The organism is Fluviicoccus keumensis (assembly GCF_004217445.1).
GTDB classification, from domain to species: Bacteria; Pseudomonadota; Gammaproteobacteria; order Pseudomonadales; family Moraxellaceae; genus Fluviicoccus; species Fluviicoccus keumensis.
The window spans coordinates 319,920-331,380 of sequence record NZ_SHKX01000011.1; the positions used below are offsets into that span (position 1 = coordinate 319,920).

13 protein-coding genes are annotated in these 11,461 nt (G+C 61.4%); 4 read left to right on the forward strand and 9 right to left on the reverse strand.

From position 1 onward, the window contains the following. Positions 1-23: 23 nt before the first annotated feature. Entirely contained in the window at positions 24-1,547 is a 1,524-nt protein-coding gene (ilvA, locus tag EV700_RS06760; RefSeq protein ID WP_130412064.1) for a threonine ammonia-lyase, biosynthetic, read from the reverse strand. Positions 1,548-1,649: 102 nt separating this feature from the next. On the opposite strand from ilvA, the gene rpiA reads away from it, so the two are divergent. Continuing rightward, positions 1,650-2,312 (forward strand): ribose-5-phosphate isomerase RpiA, encoded by a 663-nt coding sequence (gene rpiA, locus EV700_RS06765; protein WP_130412066.1) that lies wholly within the window; start codon positions 1,650-1,652, stop codon positions 2,310-2,312. A 4-nt stretch (positions 2,313-2,316) separates the two neighbouring features. On the opposite strand, the gene trxC is transcribed toward rpiA, so the two are convergent. Then, entirely contained in the window at positions 2,317-2,739 is a 423-nt protein-coding gene (trxC, locus tag EV700_RS06770; RefSeq protein ID WP_278044902.1) for a thioredoxin TrxC, read from the reverse strand. 82 nt (positions 2,740-2,821) lie between these two features. After that, positions 2,822-4,177, reverse strand: coding sequence for a DNA repair protein RadA (gene radA, locus EV700_RS06775; protein ID WP_130412070.1), 1,356 nt, complete (start codon positions 4,175-4,177; stop codon positions 2,822-2,824). A gap of 74 nt (positions 4,178-4,251) precedes the next feature. Here radA and EV700_RS06780 point away from each other — a divergent pair, with 74 nt between their 5' ends. Then, positions 4,252-4,971, forward strand: a complete 720-nt coding sequence (locus tag EV700_RS06780; RefSeq protein ID WP_130412072.1) for a HEAT repeat domain-containing protein — start codon at positions 4,252-4,254, stop codon at positions 4,969-4,971. A gap of 134 nt (positions 4,972-5,105) precedes the next feature. On the opposite strand, the gene alr is transcribed toward EV700_RS06780, so the two are convergent. The 6 genes from alr to radC all read right to left on the reverse strand — a co-directional run bounded on the left by alr (position 5,106) and on the right by radC (position 9,712). Beyond that, positions 5,106-6,179, reverse strand: coding sequence for an alanine racemase (gene alr / locus EV700_RS06785; protein WP_130412074.1), 1,074 nt, complete (start codon positions 6,177-6,179; stop codon positions 5,106-5,108). Positions 6,180-6,181: 2 nt separating this feature from the next. Further along, positions 6,182-7,582, reverse strand: coding sequence for a replicative DNA helicase (gene dnaB, locus EV700_RS06790; RefSeq protein WP_130412076.1), 1,401 nt, complete (start codon positions 7,580-7,582; stop codon positions 6,182-6,184). A gap of 220 nt (positions 7,583-7,802) precedes the next feature. Beyond that, positions 7,803-8,249, reverse strand: coding sequence for a 50S ribosomal protein L9 (gene rplI / locus EV700_RS06795; protein ID WP_130412078.1), 447 nt, complete (start codon positions 8,247-8,249; stop codon positions 7,803-7,805). Positions 8,250-8,261: 12 nt separating this feature from the next. Further along, positions 8,262-8,489, reverse strand: coding sequence for a 30S ribosomal protein S18 (gene rpsR, locus EV700_RS06800; RefSeq protein ID WP_130412080.1), 228 nt, complete (start codon positions 8,487-8,489; stop codon positions 8,262-8,264). 17 nt (positions 8,490-8,506) lie between these two features. After that, positions 8,507-8,890, reverse strand: a complete 384-nt coding sequence (rpsF, locus tag EV700_RS06805; RefSeq protein ID WP_130412082.1) for a 30S ribosomal protein S6 — start codon at positions 8,888-8,890, stop codon at positions 8,507-8,509. Positions 8,891-9,037: 147 nt separating this feature from the next. After that, complete coding sequence (radC, locus tag EV700_RS06810) at positions 9,038-9,712, reverse strand: RadC family protein (protein WP_130412084.1); 675 nt, start codon at positions 9,710-9,712, stop codon at positions 9,038-9,040. 73 nt (positions 9,713-9,785) lie between these two features. Here radC and coaBC point away from each other — a divergent pair, with 73 nt between their 5' ends. Beyond that, positions 9,786-10,988, forward strand: a complete 1,203-nt coding sequence (gene coaBC, locus EV700_RS06815; RefSeq protein ID WP_165391361.1) for a bifunctional phosphopantothenoylcysteine decarboxylase/phosphopantothenate--cysteine ligase CoaBC — start codon at positions 9,786-9,788, stop codon at positions 10,986-10,988. 6 nt (positions 10,989-10,994) lie between these two features. Continuing rightward, positions 10,995-11,447: a dUTP diphosphatase gene (dut, locus tag EV700_RS06820; protein ID WP_130412088.1), complete on the forward strand. Its 453-nt coding sequence runs from the start codon at positions 10,995-10,997 to the stop codon at positions 11,445-11,447. The last annotated feature ends 14 nt before the right edge of the window (positions 11,448-11,461 follow it).

Below are 11,461 nucleotides of genomic sequence, written 5' to 3' on the forward strand. Positions count from 1 at the left end.
CGCAATGCCCGGAGCACTCCGGCTTATCGCAGGAACAGCTGGTAAGCCGGACTGCCGGTTTCTTCCGACCACGGATAACCTACCGCATCCAGCGAGGCCACCAGATCGGCCTTTGTCTTTTTCCCCACCTGCATGCCCACCAGCACCCGCCCGAAGGCGTCGCCATGATTCCGGTAGTGGAACAGCGAGATGTTGTGCCCGCCCAGCCGTGACAGGAAATTGAGCAGCGCGCCGGGACGTTCCGGAAACTCGAAGCGGTAAAGGTGTTCATCCGCAAGCCCGGCATGACCGCCAACCAGATGGCGGATATGCAGTTTCGCCATTTCGTCATCCGACAGATCCAGAACGCGGTAGCCTTTTTTCTCCAGCGTGTCCCGCAGTTCCTGCCGTTCGGCGTCGCCGCCGCGCAGCTGGATGCCGACAAAGACATGGGCGTCATTGTGGTCGGCATAGCGGTAGTTGAACTCGGTGATGTTGCGCTTGCCCAGCGTCTGGCAGAAGGTCCTGAATGCGCCCGGCTTCTCGGGGATGGTCACCGCGAAGATGGCTTCGCGTTTCTCGCCCAGCTCGGTGCGCTCGGAAATGTGACGCAGCCGGTCGAAATTCATGTTCGCGCCGGAGTCGATGGCGATCAGCGTCTGGCCTTCCACGCCATGCTTCTGCACGTATTTTTTTAGGCCGGCCAGCGACAGTGCCCCCGCCGGTTCGGCGATGCTGCGGCTGTATTCGAAGATGTCCTTGATGGCGGCGCAGATTTCGTCAGTGGAGCAGGTAATCACTTCGTCGACGCATTGTCGCGCCACCTTGAAGGTTTCCTCGCCGATCTGCGCCACAGCCACGCCGTCAGCAAACAGTCCGACTTGCGGCAAGACTACCCGTTCCCCGGCCTTCATGGCAGCGTCGAGGCAGGCGGCGTCTTCGGGTTCCACGGCAATGATGCGGATATCCGGGCGCAGGTATTTCACATAGGCGGCGATCCCGGCCATCAGGCCGCCGCCGCCCACCGGAATGAAGATGGCGTCAATCGGACCGGCATGCTGGCGCAGGATTTCCAGGCCGACCGTGCCTTGTCCGGCGATCACGTCCAGATCGTCGTAGGGATGAATGAAGGAATAGCCTTTTTCGGCGGCCAGCTGTCGGGCATAGGTGGCGGCTTCGTCAAAAACGTCGCCGTGCAGCACCACGTGTCCGCCCAGCGCCTTGACGGCGTTGACCTTGATGTCCGGCGTGGTTTGCGGCATGACGATGGTGCCGCGGATGCCCAACCTGCTGGCTGATAACGCCAGGCCTTGGGCATGGTTGCCGGCGGAGGCGCAGATCACGCCTTTCTGCTGTTCCTCGCGGGTCAGTTGCGCCACCTTGTTGTAGGCGCCGCGAATCTTGAACGAGAACACCGGTTGCAGGTCTTCACGCTTCAGCCAGATACGGTTTTTGAAGCGGCGCGACAGTTGCGACATTTCTTCCAGCGGCGTTTCGACAGCCACATCGTAAACACGGGCCAGCAGGGTGCGGCGGACGTAATCCTCCAGTCGCAGCGGTTCGGTCATCGTCTTCTCGGGAAAAGCAAAAACGCCATGTTAGGGAGTTATCCGGAGGCACTCAAGGTATAATTCCGCAACTTTCACAGGGTATTCGGGGTTTCAGCCATCATGACGCAAGATCAACTCAAACGCGCGGTCGCCGAGGCGGCGCTGGCCTATGTCGAGAAGGGCGATGTCCTGGGTATCGGCACCGGCTCCACCGCCAACTTTTTCATCGACGCGCTGGAACCGATCAAGCACCACATTCCCGGCGCGGTCGCCAGTTCCAAAGCTACCGCCGACCGTCTGCGCAAGATCGGCATCGAGGTCATGGAGCTGAATGATGTCGACGACATCGGCGTCTATGTCGATGGCGCGGACGAGATCAACCGGCACATGCACATGATCAAGGGCGGCGGCGGCGCGCTGACCCGCGAGAAGATCGTGGCGGCTGTGGCGAAGAAGTTCATCTGCATCGCCGACGGCAGCAAGTTGGTCGACGTGCTGGGCGCGTTCCCGCTGCCGGTGGAAGTGATCCCGATGGCGCGTTCCTACGTGGCCCGCGAACTGGTGAAGCTGGGCGGCAGCCCGGTCTACCGTCAGGGTTTCGTCACCGACAACGGCAATGTCATCCTGGACACCTACGGTCTCAGCATCGTCAATCCGCCGGAGCTGGAAGGCATCCTCAACCAGATTACCGGCGTCGTCACCAACGGCCTGTTCGCGCGCCGCCCGGCGGATGTGCTGCTGCTTGGCACCGCCGACGGCGTCAAGACCTTCACCGCCGTTTAATGCCTCAGCGCTTCACCCGCAACCAGGACTGCAATTGTCCGGCGTTCATCGCGCCGGACACGCGGTCAATCTCCTGTCCTCCCCGGAACAGCGCCAGCGTCGGAATGCTGCGGATGTTGTAGCGTTGCGCCAGATCGGGCGCGTCTTCGGTACTGACCTTGGCGAACAGCACCTGTCCGTTCATCTCGCGTGCGGCGGTGGCGAAGTGCGGGGCCATCATCTTGCATGGGCCGCACCAACTGGCCCAGAAATCCACCACCACGGGCAGGTCGTTACGACTGATGAAGCGGTCAAACGTGGCGGAATCCAGATCGACCGGCGCGCCGGTCAGCAACGGTTGATGGCATTTGCCGCAGGACGGCGCTTGTTGCAGCCGTTCGGCGGGAACACGGTTGATCGCGGCGCAGTGCGGGCAGACCAGATGCAGGTCAGACATGAGGGGGCTCCCGGTAAATGACGGTGGTTCTCCCTGTTATGGGTATGACCGCCGCCAAATACAAGGGGGAGTATCACAAGGCTTCCAGCGCCTCGTGCAGGCGGCCGACGCCGACCACCTCCATGCCCTCGATCGGGCCGCGCGGCACATTGCCCTTGGGGACGATGGCGCGCTTGAAGCCATGCTTGGCGGCCTCGCGCAGGCGCTCCTGACCGTTCGGCACCGGCCGGATTTCCCCGGACAGTCCGACCTCGCCGAACACCGCCAGATCCGGCGGCAGCGCTTGGCCGCGCAGGCTGGAATACACCGCCATCAGCACCGCCAGGTCGGAGCCGGTTTCCAGCACCTTTACGCCGCCGACGACATTGACGAATACATCCTGCCCGACGGTGGGAATGCCGCCGTGGCGGTGCAGGATCGCCAGCAACATCGACAGCCGGTTCTGGTCCAGGCCGACCGCGACGCGGCGGGGATTGCCAAAAGCGTCATCCACCAGCGCCTGCACTTCCACCAGTAACGGCCGGGTGCCCTCGCGGCTGATCATGACGATGGAGCCGGGAATCGGTTCCTCGTAGCGTGACAGGAAAATGGCGGAGGGATTGGCGACCTCGCGCAGGCCGCGATCGGTCATCGCGAAAACGCCGAGCTCATTGACCGCACCGAAGCGGTTCTTGACCGCGCGGATCATGCGGAAACGGGAATCGGATTCGCCTTCGAAATAGAGCACGCAATCGACCATGTGCTCCAGCACGCGCGGCCCCGCCAGCGCGCCTTCCTTGGTGACATGGCCGACAAGGAAGAGGGCGGTGCCGGTTTGCTTGGCGTAGCGGGTCAGGATGGCGGCCGACTCCCGGATTTGCGACACGCCGCCCGGCGCGGACTGGATGGCTTCGGTATAGAGGGTCTGGATCGAGTCGATCACCGCGACGGCGGGGCGCTCCTGCCGCAGCGTGGCGGCGATGGTTTCCACGCAGGTTTCGGCCATGATCCGCAGCTTGTCGCAAGGCAGTTCAAGCCGCTTGGCGCGCATCGCCACCTGGCCCAGCGATTCTTCGCCGGTAACGTAGAGCGCGCGCTGGCTCTGCGCCAGCCAGGTCAGGGTCTGCAAGAGGATGGTGGACTTGCCGATGCCGGGATCGCCGCCGATCAACACCACCGAGCCTTCCACCAGCCCGCCGCCCAGTACCCGGTCCAGTTCGCTCAGGCCGGTAGGGGTGCGGTTTTCCGAGTTGACGCTGACTTCGTCCAGCACGGTGACTTGCGCAGCCTGACCGGCGTAGCCGCTGCTGGCCTTCATGCGTGGTGTTGTCGTGTCAGGACGGCTTTCCTGCAAGGTGTTCCAGGCTCCGCAATCACCGCATTGCCCGGCCCATTTCGGGAACTGCGCGCCACAGGACTGACAACTGTAAACAGATTTGATTTTGCTCATGGCCTTGAAACAAGCGAGAATCGGAGGATGCCAAGCTTAAGCGCATTCTCGATTAGAGCAAAGAACTGGACGACATGGATTGTCGCAAGGGGGAATATTTGTCGAACATCATGATACGTCACTGCACTCGCGCCACTGTTGTCCTGATCCTGGGTGCTGCAGTGCTGCAGTTTCAGGGGTGCGGGGGCAAACCTCAATCAGAGCCAACAGCCGTGCAAACCCCGGCAGAGCCTGTCCGCACGCCGCCGCCACCGCCTCCTTTGTCGGAGGGCGACCAGCTGGCCAAGCAATTGCGCGAGAGCGATCCCCAGCGGCGTGTTGCCGCCGCCAATCGTTTGGGTGAAATGGCGGAAGCCGGGCAGTTAGCGGATGGCCCGCTACAGCAATTGATCAACACCTATGAAATGGAAGATTCGCCAGACGTCGTGGATGCCGTCACCCTGGCCTTGGGCAAGTCCTGTCATCCGGCCGCACTGGATATTCTGGTGCGCAGCTTGAACCGCGACGTGCTCCGTATCAGCGGCCTGACGCTTTCCATTCTGGGCGCCAATGGGGACTTTAAAACCATGGGAATATTGGATGCTCTGCGCAAACGCCTGGAGGAGGACTCCAGACCCGAAGCCCAGCTACGACTGAAAGAGGTCAATTCCGCGATCAAGCAGATCCAGTTAAGGGCGGGGCGTCGGGTGGAGTGCGAATCCTCGCCGGAGGCGGGCGGAACCGACCAGCCCCCTCAAAATGCGAGCCCCGCCGAAGCGGGGCCGGGGTCCGTCAAAACGGACGTCGGGCGGTAACGCCCTTTGCGTGAAGCCAGTCGACTCTGTTGAAACGCTTGCGTGTTTTAACGTTGACTCCTCCAAGGCCCAAACCACACTGTTTACTATAGTCGCCGTATCCGGTCGCGCCATGCCATTCGTCGGAACGGAGCCTATTGCCAGATTCGGGATACACGGCTGGTCAGGCGGCAGAACAGCTCATAGCTGATGGTTCCGGCATGACGCGCCACTTCATCCGCTGACAAGCCTGTGCCCCAAAGCACGGCGCTGTCGCCGGGTTGTACGTTGTCGTCGCCAATGTCGACGGTAATCATGTCCATGCTGACCCGGCCCACCAGCGGGTAGCGCTTGCCGTTGATCAGAACCGGCGTGCCTGAGGGCGCATGCCGGGGATAGCCGTCGCCATAGCCGATGGCGACGACGGCGATGCGTGTGTCTTCAGCCGGAGCCCAGGTAGCGCTGTAGCCGACCGGCTCCCCGGCGCGAATGTCACGCACGGCAATCACGCGGGAAACCAGCGTCATGACCGGCTTCAAGTCAAGCGACTCTGCAGACTCCTCCACAAAAGGCGAGGAACCATACAGCATGATTCCAGGTCGCACCCATTGATGATGCGTTTCCGGCAGTCTCAACACCGCTGCGGAGTTAGCCAGACTCAGCGGTAAAGCGGGTAGGGCGGCCGCGAGTTGCTGCATGACGCGGAACTGCTGTTCGGTCTGTGGGGAGGCGGGATCATCCGCGGCGGCAAAATGGCTGCACACCACAATCCGGGCAACGGCGGGCATGGCTTCCAGTCTGTGATAGACGTCTGGTACTTCATCCGGACGAAACCCCAGACGGTGCATGCCGCTGTCCACCTTGAGCCAGGCGGTCAGGGGAAGTCCCTGCGGGTGCCGCGCCAGCATGTCAACCTGGGCATGCTGATGCACCATGACGTGCATGTTCTTGGCGCGGGCGGTCGCCAGTTCATAGTCGTTGAACACGCCTTCCATCAGTACGATGGGAGTATCGATACCGGCATCGCGCAGCGCCAGCGCCTCTTCCAGGAAAGCAACGCCCAGCGCATCGACATGCGGGGCCAGGAATGCCGCCGTCGTAGTCGCACCATGCCCGTAGGCCTCGGCTTTGACCATGGCCAGCACCCGGGATTGCGGCGCCAGCGCCCGCACGCGGGCAACATTATGCAGCAGGGCTTCACGACTCAGCAGCAACGTGGCGTCACGCATGGTTATTCGTCATCCGCACGATAGTATTCCGGAGCAAGGTCCTTGAAACGGCTCAGGTGGCCGACAAAGGCCAGTCGGGCGGTGCCGATGGGACCGTTACGTTGTTTGGCGATGATGATTTCGGCGGTGCCCTTGTCCTTGGAGTCGGTGTTGTAGACCTCGTCGCGGTAAATGAACATGATCAAGTCCGCGTCCTGTTCGATGGCGCCGGATTCCCGCAGGTCGGACATGACCGGCCGCTTGTTGGGACGCTGTTCCAGGTTCCGGCTCAACTGCGACAGGGCCACGACCGGGCATTGCAGTTCCTTGGCCAGCGCTTTCATGGAGCGTGAAATTTCGCCCACCTCGTTGACGCGGTTGTTTTCCATGCCGGGCACCCGCATCAGCTGCAGGTAGTCAACCATCACCAGGCCCATCTTGCCGCCGTGGTCGCGGGCAACGCGGCGGGCGCGGGCGCGGACTTCGTTCGGGGGCAGGGCTGCGCTGTCATCAATATACAATTTCTTGTCGCTGAGCTGGGTTACCGCCGAGGCCAGGCGAGGCCAGTCATCTTCTTCCAGCTTGCCCGAACGGACGCGGCTCTGATCAACCCCGCCGATGGATGAAAGCATACGCAGCAGCAGCTGCTCGGCGGGCATTTCCATGGAGAACACCACGGCGGGCAGGTCCGAATTGAAGATCACGCTTTCAACCAGATTCATGGCGAAAGTGGTTTTCCCCATACTGGGACGCGCTGCGACAATGATCAGATCGCTTTTCTGCATGCCGAAGGTGCGATTGTCCAGATCGCTGAAACCGGTGGTGAGGCCGGTGATGGGTTCGGTGGAGTGATAAAGCTCGTCGATCTTTTCCAGCGTCTTGGCCAGCAGTGGCTTGATCAGCTGCGGTCCGCTCTTGGCATCGCGGTTCTTCTGTTGTTCGGCGATGGCGAAAATCTTGGTTTCAGCCTGATCCAGGATGGTTGCTGCTGATTGCCCTTTCGGCTGGTAGGCGACGTTGGCGATTTCGCCGCTGGTGGCGATCAGTTGGCGAAGCACGGAAAACTCGCGCACCCGTTCCGAATAGGCTTCGATATTGGCGGTGGTGGCTGGCGCATCCTTCAGGATTTGTCCCAGATAAGACTCGCCGCCGGCCTTTTCCAATAACTGCATGTCTTCCAGCCACTTCATCACCAGGATGGCGTCGCAGGGCTGGTCGTTGTTGATCAGCGTGGCGATGGCGCGGAAGATAAGGCTGTGCCGGGGGGAGTAAAAATCCTTTTCGCTGACGATTTCCGTAACATTATCCCAAGCGCTGGGGTCGGCCATCAGACCGGACAGGATGGCCTGTTCCAGGGTCAGGCTGTGCGGCGGCACCTTCAGGCTGGTGACGACATCGGATTCAGCAGGCAACGATGGAGGCATGGCATACCGGCAGTCAATAAGGCAAAAAGAACAAGCCGCTCACCGTCACGGTGGAAAACTGTGCCGGGTGAAGTCGGTAGGGGGAGTCGGCGAGTATTATTCCCGCTTGGCGCGGTTCACACAAGCAATCGAATGTGTTGTGAAGGTGGCCATTGTCCCAGAATGAAAAAAGGCGTCGAACCGGAGGCTCGACGCCTTTTTTCGCAGCGGTTGCGCGAGATTACTCGGCGACCACCGTGACGCTGACTTCGGCGTTCACATCGCTGTGCAGGTGCAGGGCGACAGTGTATTCACCGGTGTTGCGAATGGCGCCGTTCGGCAGGCGCACTTCGCTCTTGTCAACGGTGACACCGGCAGCGGTAATCGCTTCGGCGATGTCACGGGTGCCCACGGAACCGAACAGCTTGCCTTCATCGCCGGACTTGGCGGCGATGACGACAGCAATTTCGGCCAGCTGGGCGGCGCGAGCCTGGGCGGCTGCCAGGGTTTCGGCTTCCTGACGCTCCAGTTCGGCGCGGCGGGCGTCGAAGGCGGCGATGTTGGCTTCAGTTGCCGGCACAGCCTTGCCCTTCGGGATCAGGAAGTTGCGGCCGTAGCCGGGCTTCACGCTGACGCGGGCTCCGAGGGAACCCAGGTTCTTGACCTTCTCAAGAAGAATAACGTCCATCTCTCACACCCCTTACTGATGGTTGTCGGTGTACGGGAGCAGGGCCAGGTAGCGGGCCTGCTTGATGGCAAGGGCCAGCTGGCGCTGATAACGGGCCTTGGTGCCGGTAATGCGGCTGGGCACGATCTTGCCGTTTTCAGTGACGTACTGCTTGAGGGTTTCGGTGTCTTTGTAGTCGATATAATCAACTTTTTCCGCAGTGAAGCGGCAGAACTTGCGACGACGGTAAAAACGCGCCATGACGATTCTCCTGGAGATTAGCCTTCGCTGTCAGAGGACAGGGATTCTTCGCTGCGGGCAGCCTTGCGGGCGCGCTTTTCTTCGGCGCTCTTGGCCAGCAGGGACTCTTCGGTAATGGCCTTGTCGCGACGGATGATGATGTTACGGATAACAGCATCGTTGTAGCGGAAGGCTTCGCCGAGTTCATCAACGATCTTCTGGTCGCACTCGATGTTCAGCAGAACATAGTGGGCCTTGTGGACCTTGTTGATGGGATAGGCGAGTTGGCGACGGCCCCAATCTTCCAGGCGGTGAATCTGGCCGCCGGATTCTTTCACCGTGTTGGTGTAACGCTCCACCATGGCGGAGACTTGCTCGCTTTGGTCCGGGTGGACCAGCAGCACGATTTCGTAATGACGCATGACAGCTCCTTACGGGTTAACAGCCCAGGCAAATGCAAGGGCAAGGAGTAGTGGCCGTTCCCGCGGGAATGGCCGACGATCCCCGTCGTTAGGACAGGGGTCGCGCATTCTACGCCATCAGGTCTGTAACAGCAATTGAAACCGTATTTAAATCCAGCCGCGCTCGGCAAGTGAAGTAATGTCGCCGTCGCCAACGACCAAGTGATCCAGCACCCGAACATCCACCAGCGCCAGTGCGGATTTGAGCCGTTCGGTGATCTGGCGGTCGGCGACCGAGGGTTCGGCATGGCCGGACGGATGATTGTGCGCGAAAATGACGGCGGCGGCGTGCAGGGCGATGGCGCGCTTGACGACTTCGCGGGGGTGAACTGCGCAGCTGTCCAGCGTGCCCTGAAATAACTCTTCGAATGACAGCAGGCGGTTCTGGGTATCCAGGAACAGGGCGGCAAACACTTCATGACGCTGATGCCGCAACCGGGACCGCAAAAAGCTGCGCACCATGCCGGGGCTGGTCAGCAAGTCGCCGGCGGTCAGGGTTTGCTCCAGATGGCGTCGTCCAAGTTCCAGCGAGGCGATCAGCAGGGCGTATTTGGCCGGTCCGATGCCTTCCTGCGCCATCACGCTGGCGGCATCGGACTCCAGCAGGTTGCGAAGCGAGCCGAACCGCCCGATCAGGTCGCGGCCGATATCCACGGCGGTCTTGCGGGTGGTGCCGGTGCGCAGGAAAACCGCCAGCAATTCGGCGTCAGAGAGAAAGTGCGGGCCGCGGTGCAGCAGTTTTTCCCGCGGACGTTCGTCCGCCGGCCAGTCAGTAATCGACATCATCAAATCCTTTTGGTAAATCCTGTCAGATGGTATCTTTGGCGTTTGGGTTTTTCCGGCCGCCTTGATCCAAATGCTCGCGAATCTTAGCAACAAACGTATTCTTCTGGGTATCAGCGGCGGCATTGCCGCCTATAAAAGCGCCGATCTGGTGCGCCGCCTGCGTGATGCCGGGGCGGAGGTGCGAGTGGTCATGACCGCCGCCGCGCAGCAGTTCATTACCCCTCTCACCCTGCAGGCGCTCTCGGGGCAACCGGTGCATACCGAGCTGCTTGATCCTGAAGCCGAGGCCGGGATGGGGCACATCGAACTGGCCCGATGGGCGGATCTGGTCCTGATCGCGCCCGCCAGCGCAGATGCGATTGCCCGGCTGGCGGCGGGTCAGGCAAACGATCTGCTGACCACGCTCTGGCTGGCGTGTCCGGGTCTCAAGGCTCTTGCGCCCGCCATGAACCAGCAGATGTGGGCCTCCTCGCCAACCCGGGATAATGTAGATGAGTTGAAGGGGCGCGGCGTCGCCGTCTTCGGTCCCGCCTCCGGCAGCCAGGCTTGCGGTGATGTTGGCGCGGGCCGAATGGTCGAAGCCGTGGATCTGGCCCGCGCCTGCGCGGAGCTGTTCACGACCGGCAGCCTGGCTGGCAAGCGGGTGGTGATTACCGCCGGCCCGACCCGGGAGGCGATAGACCCGGTGCGCTATGTCAGCAACCACAGCTCCGGCAAGATGGGTTATGCCCTGGCGCAGGCCTGTATCGAGGCGGGCGCGCGGGTGACCCTGATCAGCGGACCGGTGCATCTGCCCACCCCGGACCGCGTGCATCGTCTCAATGTCAACAGTGCGCTCGACATGCTGGCCGCCTCGGGCAAGGCCGTGGACGCCGGGTGCGATGTTTTCATTGCAACGGCGGCCGTAGCGGATTACCGCCCTGTCAGCGTTGCCGAGCACAAAATCAAGAAGGCCGGTGATGCCATGACCATCGAATTGGTCCGTAATCCGGATATCGTCGCGACCATGGCCGCTCGCGCCGATCGCCCGTTCGTGGTCGGTTTCGCCGCCGAAACGCAAAATGTCGAGGCGTATGCCCTGAGCAAGCTGCGCGACAAGAAGCTGGACATGATTGCCTGCAATGATGTGTCGCGGCAGGATATCGGCTTTCAGAGCGACGATAACGCCATGGTCATATTCTGGAACGGCGGCAGCCGCCGGCTGGACAAGGCGCCAAAGACCTTTATCGCCCGGGAGCTGGTATCCCTCATTTCACAACATTTTTCGCAGTAGGACGCCATGAAGCTCCAAGTCAAGATTCTGAATCCCCGTATCGGCGACGATTTCCCTCTGCCGGCCTTTGCGACTGCCGGTTCAGCCGGGCTGGATCTCCGCGCCTGCCTGGAGCAGCCGGTAACGCTGAATCCCGGCGATACGGTGCTGATCGGCACCGGCCTGGCGATTCATATCGCGGATCCCGGCTATGCCGGGCTGGTGCTTCCCCGGTCCGGGCTGGGACACAAGCACGGGATTGTGCTAGGGAATCTGGTCGGGCTGATAGACTCTGACTATCAGGGCGAATTGATGATTTCATGCTGGAACCGCGGTCAGACCACGTTTACCATCCAGCCGGGAGAGCGTATCGCCCAATATGTGCTGGTGCCGGTCATTCAGGCTGAACTAGAGGTTGTTGACTCTTTTGAGGCCAGTTCACGCGGCGCCGGCGGCTTTGGCCATTCCGGCGCGCATTGAATCCTTCAATAAAA